This is a genomic window from Martelella alba (genome assembly GCF_005217455.1).
Taxonomy (GTDB): Bacteria; Pseudomonadota; Gammaproteobacteria; order Enterobacterales; family Enterobacteriaceae; genus Acerihabitans.
The window spans coordinates 109,320-127,948 of the sequence record NZ_SZPQ01000016.1 but is presented as its reverse complement, the minus strand read 5'-3'; the positions used below and the strand labels follow the sequence as shown (position 1 = coordinate 127,948).

The following is an 18,629-nucleotide window of genomic DNA, read 5'->3' as shown; positions in this document are numbered from 1 at the left end:
CCCCTCCGCCAAAAGCCGCCGTTGGCGGTTTATATTCATATCCGGCGAGTTTGTTACACCCTGGCCGCAGCAACGCATTGGCTATTATTCAGTGGCCGGCTTGTAAATTGCTTTACGATTTCTTTCGTGCAATGATAAAAATGTCAAGAAGAGAGATTATTTTAAAGAGCATTTTCCACATTGTAGTGGGGCGTTATATGTTAAAGAGTATCGGTATTTTTTGTGGTTCCAGCGCTGGTGTGAATCCTGTTTATATGCAGGCTGCAAAGTCTATTGGCAGCTATTTTGCGGAAAATAATTTAAAAATTGTTTATGGCGGTGGTAAAGTGGGGCTGATGGGTGCCGTGGCGGATGCCGCCCTCGCCTGCGGCGGCCAGGTGATCGGCGTGATGCCGCAGGCTTTGGTTGAAAAGGAAATTGCCCATACTGGCCTGACGGAACTGTTTGTGGTCAAGGATATGCATGAACGGAAACAATTAATGGCGTCGCTTTCCGATGCATTCTTGACGCTCCCTGGCGGGGCCGGCACGCTGGAAGAAATATTTGAACAATGGACCTGGGCGCAATTGGGGATACATCAAAAACCTTGCGCCTTTTTTAATGTTAATCGTTATTTTTCGCCGTTATTGACTATGGTGAGTAAAATGGTTGAAGAAGGTTTTCTAAAAAACCAATATCTCGAGATGCTGATTGTGGCGGACGACCCCTCTCGTTTATTGGTGGGTTTTGAAAACTATCAGGTGCCTAAACATAAATGGCAAAAATGACGGCAAAACAGAACATAAGGTAAACGCGCCCAATGATAATGAATTGGCCGGTAAGCGGCAGCATGATCGACGCTTCGGTTTCCCACGGGCAACCGTGTTTCCCCTGGCGGCTCCTGTGATAAGTCAATAACGGCTGGGGATGGGTGGGGCGCCCAGCTTTATACTCGTCATACTTCACGTTGTCTCTTGGTTGGCTGCGCTCGTTCACCCCAGTCACATAGTCATCTATGCTCCTGGGGACTCGCTCGCTTGCCGCCGCGATGCAACGCGAAGTATTGAGAGTCCGACCTTGGTCGACGCCGGCCATTAGGCGCCGCTCTTCACTCAAATGAAGAATGTCATAATTCGATCTTAAGCCCCAGGGATCCATGGTAGCCCTTGAACCCCTGTTGACCAAACCGATGACCTAGGTCGGCGGCCAGATGGATGTTCTGGGTCAACCGTCCTGCGTGACCGATACGGATTTCCCCTTGGTGGCGTTGACCTGACTGCTGAAAGCGTCTGCCGTCATGGTGGAAATCATAAGCCGACGGATTACGCAGGTAATTGAGTTCCAGGAAGGGCTGAAAACCGCTTTGCACAGGTCTATTCCGGCTGGACGGTGTTTGCAGGCTGGCTCTGGCGCCGAGCCGGGTCTGGATGCGTTCGCCGGATAATGCCGCTGAATGGCTTTCCCGGCCGCCATCGCCCGTCGGCCTCACGCCCAGCCAGGTAAGTTGTGTCTGGGGTTGGATCAGTAAATCGCGGTTTTCGCCCGAATACGCCAACATGGTGTAGCCGCCTGCAATAGCCCCCGTCAAGCCACGTAATGAGTAGCGTTGTTCGTGTCGCCCGTTTGAACGAACATGGCTGTGGAACACATTGTAGTTGACCGAACCATCAAAGTAGGGACCGAGCTGGTTTTGCTCATCGCCGAACCAAGTGGCGTATATCCCACCGGAATAGCCATGCAGGCGGCCATGGGCGCTATCGCCGGTTCGGTTGTCACGGCTTTTGCTGCGCCCCTGGCCGATGCCGGCCATGACGCCGAGATGCCAACTGCCGTTATCTCCGGCGCGCAGCCGGGCGACTTCGCCGCCGCCTTGCAGCAGCATGTCGCGGGTCGTGGTTTTTGCGCGTCCGTTGGCCAATGATGCCGAATACCCTTCAGCCGTGGTGCGTAGCCACAGCGGTGAGGCGTTGTCGTCGCGGGTTTCAGGGGGAAAATTTATGCGCCACGCGCCATGCCGGTCCTGCATGTGGGTAGTGAAGAGGCTATTGGCAACGATCAGTTGGTTAATATGGATGCCTGCGGCGGCGGCGGACCAGGAAGATCGGACAGGCTCGCGTTGTGTGCCGGCCGCGTCATCGTTGTGGGTGCCGGACGATGGCGGGGCGGCAGGTTCCGCGGCCCGGGAAGTCGCGTTGTCGGACGATGGCGGGGCGGCAGACTCAGCAACCTGGAATGCCGCGTTGTCAGACGAAGGCGGGGCGGCAAGCTCCGCGGCCCGGGGCGTTACGATGGCGGGCGAAGGCGGGGCGGCAGACTCAGCAACCTGGAATGTCGCGATGGCGGGCGAAGGCGAGGCGACAAGATCCGCGGCCCGGGGCGTTGCGATGGCGGGCGAAGGCGAGGCGGCAGGCTCCGCGGCTCGGGACGTCGATTCCCTTGGCGGCGCGGCAACAGGTACCTTGGCGGGAGGGCTTCCGGTCCCAGACGTTGCGGCGGAAGAGGCCGCGTTTTGATTTGCCGCGGCGGCGGGCGGCGTGCCGGGAGGTCTCACGGCAAAGAGCGGGGCAAAATAACTGGCGGGCATCATTGCGCGCCGGGCGCCTGACGGAATGCCCGATTCGGGGCCGACCGCCAAGGCCGTGGCGGACCCGATAATCGTGGTCAAAATGACAGCGCGAAGATAAAAAAGCCTACGATTGAATCTCATTCCCCGGTTCCTCTTAAATTTGAAATAGACTGGCTTCACGTCGCTTTTTCGACGGGCGCGGTCGTTCACCTCAGTCACAAAGTGGGCCATGCTCCTGGGGTGTATAAGAAACATTCGGTTTCTCATTCGACACCGCGCTGCAACTTGAATTATTCAGAGTGTAAATTGAGTGATCATGCCTTTTGGTATTATTCGAAAAGCAAATCAATAGGTACGGTTTGTTGTAAGACTAAAATTATTGAATATTATCTATTTGTATGAAATCCAGAAAAAATAATATGCGATAAAGTTGACTGGCTTGCCAGTCGGTAATAATTGCATCGTCTCTTATCTGATGAACATGATCGATGAAGTCTAGATAATTTCTGGTTTGATCCAGAGTGTTATTTTTTTCTAACGCGAATTTGAAAAAGTGATAAGTATGAAAGCCGCAGTCATTGTGAGATTGCTTCCTTCCACCGACAAAGCGCCATTGTATATCCACGTTACCAGGGTTTTCTTCGTCGGCTTTCAAAAGCAAACCGCACAGGAAATCCTTCACCTCTTCATCGATATCATCCGCTGCGCTATCGAATATTTCGCATAGATAGCCGTTATGGTTTTTTTCGATAACGCAGCCGATGATATGGCCATTTGCCAAGTCATCCCCTGAAGACCCGTTTAGCCTGTTAATGACGATAGGCAAAAGCACGCGATGGCCGACAGGTTGACCGCTTAGCGCATCGCAAGCGGCTTTGGTAAGATGATCAATGCCCTCCGTGAGAAAGCCGGTCGGGTTATAGGAAAAACTCGCCTGCATATAAGGGAGGGGGCTACAGTAGATGAAACCGGGTTGCAGCGCGGCCATTTTTTTTAGCATGGTATCCAGATAATAAGTGGACAGGAATTGGCCTGGCGACAACTCATTGCCAAACGTCTCGCGATAATCCGAAAGACAATGCTGAATAATGCCCAGGCAAGATTCGATGGTGTCAGAAAGAAGATGAGGCGAATCTTTGATCATTTCCGCCAGGGAGAGATTTAATAGCCTGGCAAGTAAATGCTTATCACCAAACGCATCCAGACATTGGGCGGCATTGGGGTGGTACAATAAATAAAGATAGGGAGCTATATGATTTTCCTGTTCGAGCAGGGCAGGGTTTGTATAGTCCAAATCAAAATAAGAAGCGTAATAGCTATCTAGCGCTTGCTCAATATGTTGAGCGGTCGGGGAATGGCTTGCCGTGAGCCACGGTTGGACAACCGGGAATTGTTTGGGATCGGCACGATTATGGATATCCGCGTCCACGGCGTAGACCGATGAAAAAGATAATGGCGATGTATTGGTGATCATGTTTAGTAATTTTCAGGTTCAATAAAAAGGAGCAGAAAGTTTAATAATCGTAAGTTGGATGAGTCAACTTATAATGTTGAAGTCATGAAGTTCCCTGTAGCGTCGTCATCGTAAAATGTGTCGCTGTGTAGGCTGTGACGTCCCTTAAATTATCCAGAGTAGACATTCTGGATACTTCGAGTCGCCTCTTGGTTGACGGTGTTCGCTCTCCCCTGGTTATTGCGTTGGTCGCGCGCCTGGGTTTATGGGAGACATGATATCGCTCACCCAAGGCGCGCTGTTGGTCATGGGCGCTTTCCCGCATACGGGAAATCCATTTTTCCCGAAGGGAAAATTGATAGGCAATACGCTGTTAAAACAGGTTTTTTCATTAATAAATATGCTAACTTTCCACGGGCTTTGGGGTAAACTGCCTCTGGCGGAACATTCCGCTCATTTAATTATTCAGGATAGATAATGAACAAGATAATAGCTGCTGGCGTGGCCGCCGGTCTGATGCTGGTCATCGCATCGGCTGATGCCGCCAGTGTTACCGGCGAAGTGGGGGAGCATTTTACCAATCTGGGTTTTGGCCTGGGTACGACCACTCCCGGCCTGGCGCTCACCGGGGACTGGACGCATAACGACGATAACGGCGATACCGCCGGGCTGGGACTGGGCTACAATATCCCGGTCGGTCCATTGATGGTAACCCCTGGCGGACGGGTCCTGTATACCAAACCCAAGGGTGGGGACGATGGCTATGCCGTGGCGGTGGGCGCCGGGGTACGATTGCCGGTCGGTCGCATGTTTAGTCTGTATGGCGACTATTATTATTCACCGGATTCGCTTTCCAGCGGCATTGACAGTTATACCGAGGCCAATGCCGGCGTGCGGCTGACGGCGATACCCCTGGTTACCGTCAGCGTGGGCTACCGGTATTTGTCACTGAACGGCAAGGAAGGTCAACGGGACAGTGTGCTGGCTGACGGAGCCTATATCGGCGGCGCGCTGAATTTTTGATCATCATGATCCTTATGAACGATACCGCCCTGGGCAGGGCGCCGGTTTGCCCCGCGATCAGTGGGGCGGGCCCGTCGTGTTCGTCATCAGCGACCCATAAGCCAACCGATAATCGCCCGCGGGGATCGTCGTCCGCCACGGTTCGCCGTTTCCCGCCGCTACGCGGCCCCTTGAGGGGTGGGCCTTGCGGCCAAAGCGAGGCGGCGTAAAACCCGCGGTGAATGTTCACCCAATGCGGACGGGGCGCCGTCAACTGTCCTGCATCAACCATTGATCGGCTTCATTGAACATGTCCTCCACCAACCGGTTCAGCACGGCCTTGTCTTGTTTGCCGGCGTCGGTATTGATGCCGTTGGCCTGCATGGCCTTGACCTTGATTGCCGCATCCGGAAAAACCCGGCGAACCCGTTTTGATAATTCCGCTTCAATAAGCGCGCCGGCGTTCGGTACGCCGCTCAGGTTCCGTTTATCGTAAATCAGTTCGATACGCATATGGCCTCCCTGTTAATTTACTGTGTTTTTATACAGTATTATTACTGAGAAATCAATGGAAAAGACAATATAAGGGAACCCAATGGCGCAACGAACCGGCGGAGAACGCCCGATTCCTCCGCCCGCCGTCAATCATGGCGGAATAGAGGCCATTGCGCGGCGGGCGGGAAAGACGGGATGCGGGCATCTGTCGTCAGGCCACCACCACGTCGCCCTGTAAGCGACAGCTACAGGCCAGTACATACCCCTCATCCCGCTCCTGCGCGCTTAATGTCGCGGTACTGCTGACCTGGTAGTCCCCCCGCAGAATCCGGGTTTTGCAACTGCCGCACACGCCAGCCCGACAGGCGGCGTTAACCGGCACGTTATGGCTTTCCAGCGCCGCCAACAGCGTCATGCCGGTCGGTACCCGGAATTTCCGCGCCAAATGGGCCACGGTCACGTTCAATTCTCCTTCCCCGATCGTCGTTGGAATAGAGAATCGTTCCTGTTGGTATTGGGTGACGCCCAGTGCCGCCGCGTCTTTCGCCACTTGTTCTCCATAAGGCGTCGGTCCGCAGACCATTACCCGCCGTCGGGCGATATCCGGCGCCAGCGCCGCCAGTTTTTCCCGGGTCAGTCTGCCGGGCATTATGTCCCCGTCCGCTCCCTGTTCGGCAAATACCGTGAATCGCAGCCAAGGTTGCATCATCCGCCACTCATCGGCGAAGATCACCTCTTGCGGCGCGCGGACGCTGTAGATCACCGCCACGTCCGCCTCCGGGCGATTGGCCGCCAGCCAGCGACACATGGATATAATGGGCGTGACTCCGCATCCCGCGGCCAAAAACAGGTAGGCCGGATCGGGTTGGCGGGCGCAAGTGAAATCGCCCTGCGCGTCCGACAGCCAAATATCCTGGCCAATTCGGACCTGTTCCGTCAGCCAGCGTGATCCGAGTCCGTCGTCTAGGCGGCGTACCGTTAATGTCACGAATTCGCTTTGGCCCGGCGTGGATGACAGCGTGTAAGCGCGCAGGACGTCGCTGTCGTTAATGCTGACCAGCGCGAATTGGCCCGGCTCATAGAAATATCCGTCGTGGCTAATCAAAGATAGCGTCCAGACATCGGACGTCTCCCGTTTGATGTGGTGAACTTGCATACGGTGACGGCAAAGGGTGTGTGGTACCGGCATCATTGACTCCTTAGGCGCATTCAGCCAGCATCGCGTTCAGATCCCGCGCGGGTTCGGTTATCGCTTGCAAACCAAATTGCCCATTAAGCACGGCCAGCAGATTATCGGTCAGAAAGCCCGGCGTGGTGGGGCCGACGCGAATGTTTCTGACGCCCAGGGACAAAAGGGTCAACAAAATCACAATGGCTTTTTGCTCGAACCAGGACAACACCAGGCTAAGGGGTAACTCATTGACTCCACAGCCCAGTTTCTCCGCCAGATGCACCGCCAGGGCAATGGCCGCATACGCATCGTTGCATTGGCCGACGTCCAGCAGGCGCGGCAATTCCTCCAGCGTGCCGAACGCTAACTTGTTGAAGCGGTACTTGCCGCAGGCCAGGGTCATCACCAGACAGTCTTCAGGGACGCCGAGGGCGAAGTCGGTATAATAGCTGCGTTCTTGCCGACTGCCGTCGCAGCCCCCCACCAGGAAGATATGCCGCAGTTTTTGCTGTGATACCAGCTCGATAACCCGATCGGACGCGTCCATCAGCGTCTGACGCCCGAAGCCGACGGTAATGAGATGTTCGATCTCGCTATAGGGGAAACCGTCCATTTGGCGCGCCTGGGCGATTACCGGCGAGAAATCGTCGCCTTGTAAATGGCTTACGCCCGGCCAGCCAACGATACTCCGTGTCCAGATACGGTCGTCATACTGACCGGGCGCGGGATCGATGATGCAATTGGACGTCATCACGATTGGCCCTGGGAAGCGGGCGAATTCGCTTTGCTGATTTTGCCAGCCGCTGCCATAGTTGCCGGCCAGATGGGCGAATTTTTTTAATTCGGGATAGCCGTGGGCCGGCAGCATTTCGCCATGGGTATAAATATTGATGCCCGTCCCTTCGGTTTGCTCCAGCAAAAGACGCAGATCGCGCAGATCATGACCGGAGATCAGGATAGCCTTGCCCGCTACCGGCTTGACGTTGACCTGGGTCGGTCGGGGATTGCCGTAAGCACCGGTTTCGGCGCGATCCAGCATGGCCAACACGGCGAAATTCATTTTACCGATAACCATCGCCCGTGATAGCAAATCATCCATCCCATCGGGGCGGGTACCCAACCAGGCCATGATGTCGTGATACTGGCGATAGATTTCCTCGTCGTACTGCCCCAATACGTGGGCGTGTTCCATATAAGCGGCGGCCCCCTTCAGGCCGTAAAGGCACAGCATCCGCAGACCATGGATATCCGCCCCTACGGCGTCCCGGTCGATATCCAGCGCGAAGCGCTGCGCCTCGGCTTGCAGGCCGGCCAGCGACAAATCCGGTAAATCAAGGTGGGCAGCGGGGTGGGTAATGTCCGCCGCCGGGTCGACGGCCCGGCAGCGGGCAATTAGCGCCTCGCGCAGAGCGACGGCCTGGCGGGCGTACTCCACGATGCGTTCGGAATCGAAATTCACATTGGTCAGCGTGGCGAAAAACGCCCGGGGGGCGAAGCTATCGACCTGGTGATCGATAATACCCAGGCCGCGGGCATGGATCGCCCAGGCGGACAGACCATGCAGTACCGCAATCAGTAAATCCTGTAAATCTGACGTTTCGGCGGTTTTGCCGCACATGCCTTGCGCATAGGCGCAACCGTTGGCTGAGGAAGTACGAATGGTTTGTTCACATTGCACACAAAACATGATTAAGCTCCACTTATAAGATGCATTTAATATGCATCTTTAAAATAAGACGGCGCCGTTCATTTCCCTAACGCATTGTCCGCTATTCGCCTGTTTATTGATATAGCGCAATTTATGCCGGCGTAAGCCCCAGGGATCGTGGGGGGGAAAATATGTTCTCTGTGAAATTACCGCACGAAATGTTCAGTAACAGTTCTTCCACAAAATCCGGCGGTAAACCACGAAAGGATTCTATACACTTTGTTTCACGTTCCGTTTATTTCCTCCAGGTTGATATTTTTTATGCATTTCTTCCTTAGCGATGGCGTAATCGCCTGTTTCCCGCTGTGAGGCCAATGACATGTCTTTTATCCATATCCTGATTCTCGCTGTTGTACAGGGACTGGCGGAACTGTTGCCGGTATCCAGTTCAGCCCATGTCATCATGGCTGAAAAACTGATGGGACTCGATCCCACCGCGCCCGAGATGACGCTGCTGCTGGTCATGTTGCATACCGGCACCATGTTCGCCGTTATCGTGTTTTTCTGGAAAACCTGGCGGTCCACCTATTTCCGTTCCGCCGCCGCGTTTCGGCTGAATGCCTTCTACCTGATACTGGCCACGGCGGTGACCGGCGTTATCGGCCTGACGTTGCAGGCGGTCATCAAACATCTTTATGCCGGCAACGCCGCCAACTTCGAAATCGAACGGCTCTTTGGCGATACGCGGGTGATCGCCGCCGGTTTGGCGGCCGCCGGCGTACTTATCATCGCATCAAGCCGTTTTGGCGAAGGCGAACGAGGCGAAATCACCACCGGGCGCGCCATCCTCATCGGACTGGTGCAGGGGTTGTGTCTGCCGTTCCGCGGTTTTTCCCGCTCAGGCGCGACCATTTCCACAGGCCTGGCCGCGGGCGTGGCGCGCAAACGCGCCGAAGAGTTCAGTTTCGCCTTGGCGGTGCTGCTGACGCCGGCGGTGGTGCTTAAAGAGGGATTTCGACTGTTTGATAAAGGCGTGGACGCCACAAGGGCGGCGCCGACGGCGGGCAATATGCTGCATTTGCTGACCCCCGGCCTGTTGGGAATGGTGTTCAGCTTTATCGCCGGCCTGGCGGCGTTGCGCTGGCTGTCCCGCTGGCTGGAGCAAGACCGCTGGCATTTGTTCGGCGGTTATTGCCTCGTCGCGTCGCTGGCGGTGCTGTACTTCGGCTGAGGCGATAGACGTCGCGCATCCTTCACGAAATGGCGAATACGCGCCGACAAAGGGCGGCGCGTGCGGGCGCGCTATTCGGAAAAGATCATCAATTCCTTGAAATGGTGGCGCTGCAACAGTAAATCCGCCAGGGTATATTTGTCCAGCACAGCGAAAAAGGCCCGGGTGGCTTCGTCCAGCACGCCGGGCAAGCCGCAGGCGGGCGATATGACGCACTGGTTGCAATCCACCAGGTGGATATGCTTTTCGGTGTGGCGAACAAGCGTGCCCAGGTTGATATCCTGCGGCCGGCGGCCCAGACGGATACCGCCGCTGCGGCCGCGGATGGCTTCGATATAGCCCAGATGCGCCAAATCCTGTACCACTTTCATTAAATTATTGCGCGAGATAGCGTAAAGCGCTGAGATTTCGGCGATGGAAGACAGACCGTCATCACGCGAACCGAGGTAAATGATTACCCTGAGTGCGTAATCGGTGTAGCGAGTGAGCTTCATAAGCCCTCCTGACAGTCTGGTGGGGACAATCTAACAGTATACCGTCAAGGGCGGCCATCGCCTAGATGAAAACGGCCAGGGGGTGATCTCCGCGCGCCGGTGGAAAAGCGAAATATGAAAGCTATAAATACCTTGTTGCCCGATCATATTGAGCCGGAAATTCATTGAAAAAACCGAGGGAACAATGACCTATATAGCCTCATCCGCTATCGCGCAAAAAATCGCTTTCTTCTCTAATCCCGACGTCCGGTCGGCGTCCAAGGCATGCGGTAACTTGCCGGGAAAGCTGGCCGGCGTCCGTCTTGATACGCGGGTTGCGCCGCTTGTGAAGGACAATCGCGACAATTCGGTCGCCAGGTCGGGCAACATTCTCGACAAAATGCGGACGCAAATGTCGCAAGAGGCCTTCACCGACTTTTGCAATACGCTCAAACGGGTGAAAAAAGACAACCCGCCGCCGTGGAAGAAAACGCCGACGGCTTGCGGAGAGTCCGCGACGCTGCCCCGTGCCCAGTCCCGTCAGCATCTTGCCGGCTCGGGCGATAAAACGATGCTCCCATCCCATCGCCTGTCGGCGACGCTGCCCCGGACCAAGGCCAAATCCCAGCAATCCGCCGGAGCGGTACCGCCGCCGCCGCCAATGCCTTCGTTCACCGCCGCGGCTTTGTCGAAGACCAAATCGCAGAGCATGCCCGAGCTGGGTAAGATAGGGGCTTGGGACAAAGTGTCCGGCGCCACGCTGGAGGAAGCGAAAGCCGAATTCAAGCGCCATTACGCCGCCAAGGCCAACGTCAGGCAACTGAGCGAGGGCGACAAAAAATACGGCAATGTGATGCTGGAGCTTCAGGCCGCGCTAAAGAAAAGGGCCGGTCACGCCTGATTGACACGATGTTTTCGCCGGTAATGCCGCTCCCGCGATCGCCGGCAATGTCAACGTTATGGGACGGGATTGCCGGACGAATTCATTACCGGCCGAGCGGCCATCTTCGTAAAAGACCGGCAAGGCCGGGTCGGGCAGGTACGTTGGCGGCCTCGCGGTACCCCGTCGAAGCGGATACCGCGCTTAACGATTAAAGCGCGACATCAGGTTGATGATATTTCTCAGCCGTTTCCCTTGCAGCATTCGATGTTTGGTGGGTTTCAGGTCCGGCGTGAGTGTTTCGAAGATCCCGCCGGGATAGACCACGTTGATAAGTTCCGGCGAAACCACCGCGTAGTTATAATAGCTGCCGACAATCATATCCTGCCGCTCCGGGTGGGTGGGGTTCAACATACTCTGTCCCACGCTGTAGTCATCGGCCGGCGTCGTTACCCCCGCAACTGTCGTCATCAGCGTCGGTACCACATCGAAATGCGTGGTGCGCCGGTCGATGTCGCCGCTTTGTCCGTCGGGCAGGCGTATAAACATGGGAACATGGATTTGCACATCGCTGTAGTTGCTGCCGTGTCCCCAGTAATTCTTCTTGTGATCGTTGAATTCCTCGCCGTGATCGGAGGTGATGATCACAATGGTATTATCATCCAGTCCGGCCTGATGCAGTTTGTTTAAGACCTGGCCTATCAAACCGTCGTCATAGTATAGCGCGTTGCGATACAGATTATGGTATGGCGTGGGATCGAAATCATTGTTCAGTTTAATGTGGTCCACCCGCTGCCAGTAAGGCTTGAACGGTGTGACCGGATTGGGCGGCAGGTCGTAGCCATGGGCGGCGTCATAAAACAGAAAACCGAAAAAAGGGCGCGCGGGGTCGCGCTGGTCGATGAACTGGTTAAATTCATCGGTAATCTGCTTGTCCCGCAGCGCGGGCGTCCGGGCATTGTTGCTGATCACCAGATGGGGGATCTGCGCGAATACCGTGCGGTCGAAGGGGGGATGATTAAGATTGGCGGAACCGTGAATGGCAAATTGATAGCCTTGGTCCGCCAGGGTTTGCATCAGTACAGGCCGTTGCCCGCTATTGCGCACCGATAGCCAATAGGTATCCGGCAGACTGTAAAACAGGCTGAAAATACCCGGTTCGGTGGCGTTGCCGCCGCTGCGATGCTGATGAAAGCGCAGGGCATGCTGGGCAAAACGACTGACATTGGGCGTCACCAGTGGATTGGCGTCATCATAGCGCCAGGCATCAATGAGAATAAACAGAACATTGAGCTGACGTGCCGGTTTCTGATATTGGATGGCTTGTAAAGGGTAATGCAGGGTTTTCGAATCGGCCATATGTAAGTTGTTTTCCCGGCTGCGGGCCAGCGTGGGGTCCACCAGGCCCCACCGCATCAGGCGGCCCTTGGCCGTCAACGGATAATAGAGTGGAAATGCGCGGGTATAGCTGGGAATGAGGGTACGGTAATTGGCATCATCCCAGACGTGCATGCCTTGGCTTATCACGATGCTTACCGCCATTAGCGCGTAGGCCGGCTTACGCAAGCGGGCGATGGCGGGCACGCCCCCCGCCATTAAACTGAAAAGGCACTGCACAGCCAGCAACGCCAGGCCAATACAACCGCCCACCAGCCAGGTGTACCATGACAAATCGATAATATCCCGCCCTTGAAAAAGCATTTCCAGCACCACGCCGTTGATATGAAAACGGTACTGGGCATAGACCAGCGTATCCGCCGACAATAGGGCGCTCAGGAAAAATCCCAGTAGGATGCCGATAGCGCAAAACAACCGGCGCGGCAGGAAACACACTACGCATTGGATAACCAGAGCCAGCAGGCAGAACGCGCCGAACAGACCGTATTGGGTCGTCAGCAGGTACAGCAATGCGCGAATATCGCCGCGCGGAAGGTTAATCCACTGCCAGAAACGAAAAGCGATGGCGGTCAGCAAAAAAGCATTAAGCAACCAGAATACGCTGGCCCATTTGAGGTTGGGCCTAAGAGAATGGGGAATACGTAGTCCGGTCATATTTTCAGCAATCCTGCGGTTGGGCGATAACATGTCAAAACGAGCGCAAAGATTTAACACCCAAAATCGGTTTCCGCTTCTCCTCATTGGTAAAAAACTGTTACGTATCCTAGCGAAAAAGAGACTCAACACTTCATGAAAAATTCATGTTGGTTAATACTTGCCTGAATTTTTTATGGGAGTCCGTGATGGCCGATGGGGAATACCGCGCGGGAGAGGGTGGGGCGTAAAATAGGCAGTGATAAATTTAATTCATTGTTATTTAATGAAAAAATAAAATAATGCATTGGTAATCTCCCGCCCGGGCGGATCCTGGCGGCGGTACGCCGCGACCGGGGAGCGCGGGAAATAACGATCGAATAGGGTGGATTTTCGGCTGATCGGCTGGGGGAAACGGGCGGCGCAAAATCGGCTGGACTACAATAGTCCATTGTTTTTTAAGTATTTCCACACATTGTAACCAGATATCGCTTCAAGATGGCTAATCGGCCGCCCGCGGCGACGGCCTAGCGAAGCCGCGCCACAGGCAGTTCCCGCCAGCGGGTGGTATAAGCCGGCGACAGCATATCCCGTCGCATGGTCCAGGCGGGGGCGATACCCTGGCCGGCGAACCAGATGCGCCCGATACCGTTCTGGTTGATGCTATCCAGCACAGCCATTAGCTCCCCGCTGGCCGGTCGGGGTGGGTGGGTGTCGAACAGCGCCAATTGCGCTTGCCGGTTGGGGGCGAAGTCATTGAGCATGACGCCGGCCTTGGCGTAGCGGGGACCCTCTTTCCAAATACGCGTCAGGCCGCGCTGCGCGGCGGCGATGATATCCCGGGTATCCTGTGTGGCGGTCAGCAACTGTTCGCTGGTCGCGTTGGCGTAATAGGGCTCGTCGACGGCATAGGGGGAAGAACGGATAAAAACCGCAATCTGGCGGCAGTAACGCTTTTCCTGACGTAATTTTTCCGCCGCGCGCTCCGCATAGCGGCACAGCGCCTGGCGCATATCCTCAAGCGCGGTGACCCGGCCGCCGAATGAACGGCTGCAAACGATCTGCTGTTTGGCCGGCGCCAATTCCTCCAGCGCGATACAGGATTCACCGCGCAATTCGCGCACGGTGCGCTCCAGCACGACGTTGAACGTTTTGCGGATAAACGCCGTATTGGCATCGGCCAATTGCAAAGCGGTACGGATCCCCATGGCATCCAGTCGGCGGGCGATGCGGCGGCCAACGCCCCAGACGTCTTCCGCCGGTATCAGTGACATGAGTTTGCGCAGCCGCGCCGGGTCGTTTAGCGCCACGACGCCGCCGGTGGCCGGCCATTGTTTGGCCGCGTGATTGCAAAGCTTTGCCAGGGTTTTTGTTCCGGCGATACCGACGCCCACGGTCAGGCCGGTGGCTCTTTGAACCGCGGTCCGCACCTGGCGGCCGAATATCTCGTATGGCACGCTGGCGTTGATGCCGGTCACGTCCATCCAGGCCTCATCGATTGAATAGATTTCCGTGCGCGGCGCCAACGACTCCAGGATGGACATGACCCGCGCCGACATATCGGCATAGAGGGCGTAATTGGACGAGAAAACCGCTATTCGCTGTCGACGCATCAGTTCGCCCAGGCGAAAGTAGGGCAGACCCATTTTGATGCCCAACTGCTTGGCCTCGCGGGAACGGGCAATGACGCATCCGTCATTGTTACTGAGCACGACCACCGGCACACCCCGGAGATCGGGACGGAATACCGTCTCACAGGAGGCATAGAAACTGTTCACGTCCGCCAGGGCGAACATGCTAGCGCCGGGTATTGTGCACGGCATACAATACGACGCCGAAAATATCCAGACTGTCCGGCGGGGGGTAGATCACCGGGAAAGCCGGGTTCATCGGTTGCAGGGCCAGTCGGGGCTTGAGACATAAACGCTTGACGGTGAACTCGCCTTCCACCGCGGCGATGACGATATCCCCATGGCCCGGCGTTTCGTCGCGATCGACCACCAGCAAATCGCCGTCATTGATCCCTGCGTCAATCATGGACTCGCCACTGGCGCGGACAAAATAGGTGGCGCTGGGGTGGCGGATGCAATATTCGTTCAAATCGAGGGTGCGCTCGACATAATCCTGCGCCGGCGAAGGAAAACCGGCCCGACATGGGTCGGCGAACAATGGCAGTGAAAGAACCGGCGGCATTTCGCCGCCAAGAGAGAAGCCGGCAATGATTTTCATTAAGACAAACCCATTAATACTGTTTATAAATACAGTATAAATAAATTAATCTTTCTGAAAAGGGGTGTTCGAACCGTTTTTATCGCTCTATATATTAGTTTGCTGAATATTAAGAATAAAAAAATTTCTAATCTTGCTTGCGGATGGACCAGACTCGCCCTAATTAATTAGCAATGTTAATAATTCAATTTGCATGTTTATACTCCCTACTCTCGATCCGTCGAGTCGCGTCGCGGCGGCAGGTGAGTGATACATTCGTCGGGATCCTGTCGCGCATCGTCCATATCATGCCTTGAGGGGTGACGGAATGACTCTCTCCGTCCCCGGGCGTATGACCACCCTGTCACCTCCGGCCGCCGAGAGCCGGTGCGGGGAAAATGGGCCGGCGCTGAATGGATAAAAAAAAACTCCGGCAAATTTGTGGCATTTGCCGGAGAAAAACTCTTTGGGCATTTTTTATCAGATATAATTATTTAGAAATTCGGATAAACATAATATCGCCATGGCCTGGCCATAGGGCATCGTGGTCAGGGGAATGGTGCGATAATAGTCCAGATCGGCGCCCATGGCGGTGCCGAAGGATACTTGGGTCAATTCGCCGTCCGGATTGATATGATCGATAATACCGCGCACCGCGTTTAACGCCACGGGGAGATAGGCTTTATCGATATAACGTTTTCGCACGGCTTTCAAAATACCGTAGGCGAATCCGGCGGTGGCCGACGATTCGAGGTAGGTGCTATCATCATCCAGTAACGTATGCCACAAGCCGCCGTTATCCTGACAGCGCATCAAGGCGTCGATCTGGTTTTGTAAAATTTGCAGCAAATAACGTCGGATGGCATTCTGCTCCGGTAAACCCAGCATCTCGATATAATCGGGAATCGCCACGGTTAGCCAGCTGTTGCCCCTGGCCCAATGCGCCTGGGCAAAGTTATGCCGGCCGTTGAAATTCCAGCCGTGAAACCACAAACCGGTTTTGTTGTCCATCAGGTATTGGGCATGTAACAGAAATTGATAGTCTGCTTCGGCAATAAATTCCGGCCGATTAAGCAGCTTGCCGATTTTTGCCAACGGCAGAACGCTCATCATCAACGTATCATCCCAAAGCTGCTGATGATTTTCGTTATTATAGACAATATGTTGCAATCCCCGTTGTTCGGTACGCGGCATATCGTACATAACCCACTCGGCCCAACGCTCCAGATAGGGTAGCCAAGGGGAGTGCGGCGTTTCTTCATAGAGACAGGCCAGGGTAAGAAACGGGCACACCGTATTCACGTTCTTGGTGGGCGTGCCGTTCGCCAGGCTGCGGGCGAACCATTCTTCAAGAATCGCGCGTATTTTTTTATCGCCGGTCCGGCGATAATATTGATAGATACCATATAACCCGATGCCATGCGTCCATTCCCAGCCCGTCGCCCAGCCTTTGGTATCGATAACCCGCCCGTCATCGAGCCGCAGCAGGAATTCGCCTGTGGTATCCTCGATATGGGTCAGATTTTCGATAAGTTTACCGATAAGCGCATTGAGATCCTCTTTGCTGATAAAATGCTCCGGCGCCCGCAATAACGCGCTGTGTTTTACGCTGTAAATGGTCATTTTTTCCTCTGGCCGATATCTACCCTGAATACGTCGAAATCTGACTTCACACTCTGACGAGAATAATCACGTCATTCAGACATGTCGCAACTGCGAATCCTTTGCCCTGATAATCTTTTGTCGATTGAGATAACCGATATTATTATTTCCCCACAGTGATTCATATTCCATACCGGTCAGCATTTCCATAACCGCCCGGTTTTCCGGCGAGATATCCTCCGCAACAATTCGATTAACCACGCGCATCTTCTGTATCTCCTGTTGCAACACGCGATGGGTCTTCAAATTGAGTTTGAAACGCAACGATATAAAAAAGCCGACGCACAAAATAACGACCGTTCCGGCGCAAAGGACGCCCAACAAGGTGAATTTCACGCTGGATGCCTGGCTTGCCTGCCCGGAAATAAAGCCAGACAGTTGTAATATGATCCCCACCAACATTACCGCGCCGGCTTGGGACGCTTTGCGGGTCAGGGTCATGATGCCGGCGAAAACCCCTTCGCGGCGTTGGGCCGTGATGGCCTCATCCACATCGGCGATATAGGTATAGATATTCCAGGGCACGTAATTGATCCCGCCGCGGCCCAACCCGGCGATCGCTGAAGTTATGGCGAGCAGCAGGTAATTGTTGTCAAGACTCAAGGCATACAACGCGCCGTAGGCCAGCGCCGCGATACCGAATAAGATCACCACCAGCCGATAAGACGGCGCGGGGCCGAGGCGGATGCAAAGCGGTATCATGCACACCACCGCCACCAGCTGCAAAATCGACATGATGCCCATCAACTGGGAGGCAACCGTTGCGCTTTGCATCAGCACAAACACCACATAATAGGTAAAGACCGCGTTGAAAATATCCTGGGCGATATAACCACCGAGGTAAAGCCCCAAATGCTGGCGGAAGATACGGATCCGGAGTGTCGAGGTCAGTTCGATGGCCAACCGTTTGAGACTCTGCGATAACGTCATCTGCCGCTTTCCTTGTGCCTGCTTGATCATGGCGGCGGGTTTTGATTCCGCCGGTCGTTCCCAGGTAAAGAGATAAACAAATAGCAGCATCAGCGCGCAAAGTATCGAAAAAACCAAACTGGCATAAAAGAAAGACAACGGGTTATTTTTGCCGAAATGTTCCAGCAAAATACCGGGTAGAAACGCGGCGAGAATAGCGGACGTTTGCGCCAGGGCAATACGCGCGCCGGAAAATTTGACCTTTTCCCTGAAATCGTCGGTCATCTCCGGCACCAGTGTCTCATAAGGCACCAGTATCATGGTATATACCGAATCGAACAGCAGGTAAGTGATCAGGTAATAGCCAAAATTCATGTGTCCCATCCACATCAAACTGTAGCTGAAGACACAGGGTATGCCTAATAAAATGAAAAACTTGCGGCGGCCAAAATGTTTGCCAAACCAGGTTTTGCCAAAATTATCCGTTAAATACCCCATTAACGGACTTAGTACCGCGTCAAGCACCCGAGCCGAGAAAAAGATAAATGTCGCCTCTATCGCCGTCAGCCCGCAAAAGGTCGTGTAAAAATAGAGTAGCCAGGCCGAAGTCAGCGCAGTGGTGCCGGCGCCCAGAAAATCACCCGAACCATAGGCCAGATAATGATGTAAACGTATTTTCCTGATGCTCATCGCTATTCACCCGCCATTGATACATTGGAAATGTTCGGCTCTTAACCGTACCCGGGTTGACATCCTATGATTCACGATAGAGCGGTATTCTTGCTGCCACCTTCTTGTTTTTGCCATCTTCCGCGTTGTTGTGGCAGAAAAACGAAGAAAATGCTGATCGATATCAAAATATAAAATATTGGTTTAAAAAAAAAGAAATGAAATTCCTGATTAAATCATGCCACAGGCGGC

Annotated in this window: 16 protein-coding genes; 5 read left to right on the top strand and 11 right to left on the bottom strand. The window is 54.6% G+C overall.

Going from position 1 to position 18,629, the window contains the following annotated elements:
- Nucleotides 1–197 precede the first annotated feature (197 nt).
- Entirely contained in the window at nucleotides 198–767 is a 570-nt protein-coding gene (locus FCN80_RS12215) for an LOG family protein (RefSeq protein ID WP_136990435.1), read from the top strand.
- Between the two features lie 338 nt (nucleotides 768–1,105).
- Here the strand turns inward: FCN80_RS12215 and FCN80_RS12210 are convergent, their stop codons facing one another.
- Entirely contained in the window at nucleotides 1,106–2,686 is a 1,581-nt protein-coding gene (locus FCN80_RS12210) for an autotransporter outer membrane beta-barrel domain-containing protein (RefSeq protein WP_170975379.1), read from the bottom strand.
- Nucleotides 2,687–2,921: 235 nt separating this feature from the next.
- Complete coding sequence (locus tag FCN80_RS12205) at nucleotides 2,922–4,019, bottom strand: hypothetical protein (RefSeq protein WP_136990433.1); 1,098 nt, start codon at nucleotides 4,017–4,019, stop codon at nucleotides 2,922–2,924.
- Nucleotides 4,020–4,272: 253 nt separating this feature from the next.
- On the opposite strand from FCN80_RS12205, the gene FCN80_RS26445 reads away from it, so the two are divergent.
- Nucleotides 4,273–4,476, top strand: coding sequence for a hypothetical protein (locus tag FCN80_RS26445; protein ID WP_170975378.1), 204 nt, complete (start codon nucleotides 4,273–4,275; stop codon nucleotides 4,474–4,476).
- On the top strand, nucleotides 4,476–5,021 hold the full coding sequence (locus FCN80_RS12200; protein WP_136990432.1) for a YfaZ family outer membrane protein: 546 nt from the start codon (nucleotides 4,476–4,478) through the stop codon (nucleotides 5,019–5,021). The genes FCN80_RS26445 and FCN80_RS12200 overlap by 1 nt, the downstream gene beginning before the upstream one ends.
- Nucleotides 5,022–5,270: 249 nt before the next feature.
- Here FCN80_RS12200 and FCN80_RS12195 read toward each other — a convergent pair whose 3' ends face one another.
- The 3 genes from FCN80_RS12195 to hcp form a co-directional block, all read right to left on the bottom strand.
- Nucleotides 5,271–5,513 carry a DinI-like family protein gene (locus tag FCN80_RS12195; RefSeq protein ID WP_136990431.1) on the bottom strand — a complete coding sequence of 81 codons (243 nt, stop codon included), beginning with the start codon at nucleotides 5,511–5,513 and terminating at the stop codon, nucleotides 5,271–5,273.
- Between the two features lie 193 nt (nucleotides 5,514–5,706).
- On the bottom strand, nucleotides 5,707–6,687 hold the full coding sequence (gene hcr, locus FCN80_RS12190) for an NADH oxidoreductase (RefSeq protein ID WP_230492637.1): 981 nt from the start codon (nucleotides 6,685–6,687) through the stop codon (nucleotides 5,707–5,709).
- A 7-nt stretch (nucleotides 6,688–6,694) separates the two neighbouring features.
- On the bottom strand, nucleotides 6,695–8,353 hold the full coding sequence (hcp, locus tag FCN80_RS12185) for a hydroxylamine reductase (protein ID WP_136990429.1): 1,659 nt from the start codon (nucleotides 8,351–8,353) through the stop codon (nucleotides 6,695–6,697).
- A 340-nt stretch (nucleotides 8,354–8,693) separates the two neighbouring features.
- Here hcp and FCN80_RS12180 point away from each other — a divergent pair, with 340 nt between their 5' ends.
- Nucleotides 8,694–9,545: an undecaprenyl-diphosphate phosphatase gene (locus tag FCN80_RS12180; RefSeq protein ID WP_136990428.1), complete on the top strand. Its 852-nt coding sequence runs from the start codon at nucleotides 8,694–8,696 to the stop codon at nucleotides 9,543–9,545.
- A 71-nt stretch (nucleotides 9,546–9,616) separates the two neighbouring features.
- Here the strand turns inward: FCN80_RS12180 and FCN80_RS12175 are convergent, their stop codons facing one another.
- A complete protein-coding gene (locus FCN80_RS12175) occupies nucleotides 9,617–10,039 on the bottom strand; it encodes an Rrf2 family transcriptional regulator (protein WP_136990427.1) in 423 nt (140 codons plus the stop codon).
- A gap of 184 nt (nucleotides 10,040–10,223) precedes the next feature.
- Here FCN80_RS12175 and FCN80_RS12170 point away from each other — a divergent pair, with 184 nt between their 5' ends.
- Nucleotides 10,224–10,919 carry a hypothetical protein gene (locus FCN80_RS12170; protein ID WP_136990426.1) on the top strand — a complete coding sequence of 232 codons (696 nt, stop codon included), beginning with the start codon at nucleotides 10,224–10,226 and terminating at the stop codon, nucleotides 10,917–10,919.
- Between the two features lie 183 nt (nucleotides 10,920–11,102).
- On the opposite strand, the gene FCN80_RS12165 is transcribed toward FCN80_RS12170, so the two are convergent.
- The 5 genes from FCN80_RS12165 to FCN80_RS12145 form a co-directional block, all read right to left on the bottom strand.
- Nucleotides 11,103–12,950: a DUF3413 domain-containing protein gene (locus FCN80_RS12165; protein WP_170975377.1), complete on the bottom strand. Its 1,848-nt coding sequence runs from the start codon at nucleotides 12,948–12,950 to the stop codon at nucleotides 11,103–11,105.
- A 506-nt stretch (nucleotides 12,951–13,456) separates the two neighbouring features.
- On the bottom strand, nucleotides 13,457–14,725 hold the full coding sequence (umuC, locus tag FCN80_RS12160) for a translesion error-prone DNA polymerase V subunit UmuC (RefSeq protein ID WP_136990466.1): 1,269 nt from the start codon (nucleotides 14,723–14,725) through the stop codon (nucleotides 13,457–13,459).
- Nucleotide 14,726: 1 nt separating this feature from the next.
- On the bottom strand, nucleotides 14,727–15,158 hold the full coding sequence (gene umuD, locus FCN80_RS12155) for a translesion error-prone DNA polymerase V autoproteolytic subunit (protein WP_136990424.1): 432 nt from the start codon (nucleotides 15,156–15,158) through the stop codon (nucleotides 14,727–14,729).
- A gap of 459 nt (nucleotides 15,159–15,617) precedes the next feature.
- Entirely contained in the window at nucleotides 15,618–16,760 is a 1,143-nt protein-coding gene (gene bglB, locus FCN80_RS12150) for a beta-galactosidase BglB (protein WP_136990423.1), read from the bottom strand.
- Between the two features lie 75 nt (nucleotides 16,761–16,835).
- Nucleotides 16,836–18,398 carry an MFS transporter gene (locus tag FCN80_RS12145; RefSeq protein ID WP_136990422.1) on the bottom strand — a complete coding sequence of 521 codons (1,563 nt, stop codon included), beginning with the start codon at nucleotides 18,396–18,398 and terminating at the stop codon, nucleotides 16,836–16,838.
- Between the last annotated feature and the right edge of the window lie 231 nt (nucleotides 18,399–18,629).

What these genes read in the sequence shown, in the direction of transcription:
- FCN80_RS12200 (WP_136990432.1), top strand. Translation starts at nt 4,476, where the DNA reads ATGAACAAGATAATAGCTGCTGGCGTGGCCGCCGGTCTGATGCTGGTC.
- umuD (WP_136990424.1), bottom strand. Translation starts at nt 15,158, where the DNA reads ATGAAAATCATTGCCGGCTTCTCTCTTGGCGGCGAAATGCCGCCGGTT.
- FCN80_RS12165 (WP_170975377.1), bottom strand. Translation starts at nt 12,950, where the DNA reads ATGACCGGACTACGTATTCCCCATTCTCTTAGGCCCAACCTCAAATGG.
- hcp (WP_136990429.1), bottom strand. Translation starts at nt 8,353, where the DNA reads ATGTTTTGTGTGCAATGTGAACAAACCATTCGTACTTCCTCAGCCAAC.
- hcr (WP_230492637.1), bottom strand. Translation starts at nt 6,687, where the DNA reads ATGATGCCGGTACCACACACCCTTTGCCGTCACCGTATGCAAGTTCAC.
- FCN80_RS12195 (WP_136990431.1), bottom strand. Translation starts at nt 5,513, where the DNA reads ATGCGTATCGAACTGATTTACGATAAACGGAACCTGAGCGGCGTACCG.
- FCN80_RS12175 (WP_136990427.1), bottom strand. Translation starts at nt 10,039, where the DNA reads ATGAAGCTCACTCGCTACACCGATTACGCACTCAGGGTAATCATTTAC.
- FCN80_RS12210 (WP_170975379.1), bottom strand. Translation starts at nt 2,686, where the DNA reads ATGAGATTCAATCGTAGGCTTTTTTATCTTCGCGCTGTCATTTTGACC.
- FCN80_RS12180 (WP_136990428.1), top strand. Translation starts at nt 8,694, where the DNA reads ATGTCTTTTATCCATATCCTGATTCTCGCTGTTGTACAGGGACTGGCG.
- bglB (WP_136990423.1), bottom strand. Translation starts at nt 16,760, where the DNA reads ATGACCATTTACAGCGTAAAACACAGCGCGTTATTGCGGGCGCCGGAG.
- FCN80_RS12215 (WP_136990435.1), top strand. Translation starts at nt 198, where the DNA reads ATGTTAAAGAGTATCGGTATTTTTTGTGGTTCCAGCGCTGGTGTGAAT.
- FCN80_RS12145 (WP_136990422.1), bottom strand. Translation starts at nt 18,398, where the DNA reads ATGAGCATCAGGAAAATACGTTTACATCATTATCTGGCCTATGGTTCG.
- FCN80_RS12205 (WP_136990433.1), bottom strand. Translation starts at nt 4,019, where the DNA reads ATGATCACCAATACATCGCCATTATCTTTTTCATCGGTCTACGCCGTG.
- FCN80_RS12170 (WP_136990426.1), top strand. Translation starts at nt 10,224, where the DNA reads ATGACCTATATAGCCTCATCCGCTATCGCGCAAAAAATCGCTTTCTTC.
- FCN80_RS26445 (WP_170975378.1), top strand. Translation starts at nt 4,273, where the DNA reads ATGATATCGCTCACCCAAGGCGCGCTGTTGGTCATGGGCGCTTTCCCG.
- umuC (WP_136990466.1), bottom strand. Translation starts at nt 14,725, where the DNA reads ATGTTCGCCCTGGCGGACGTGAACAGTTTCTATGCCTCCTGTGAGACG.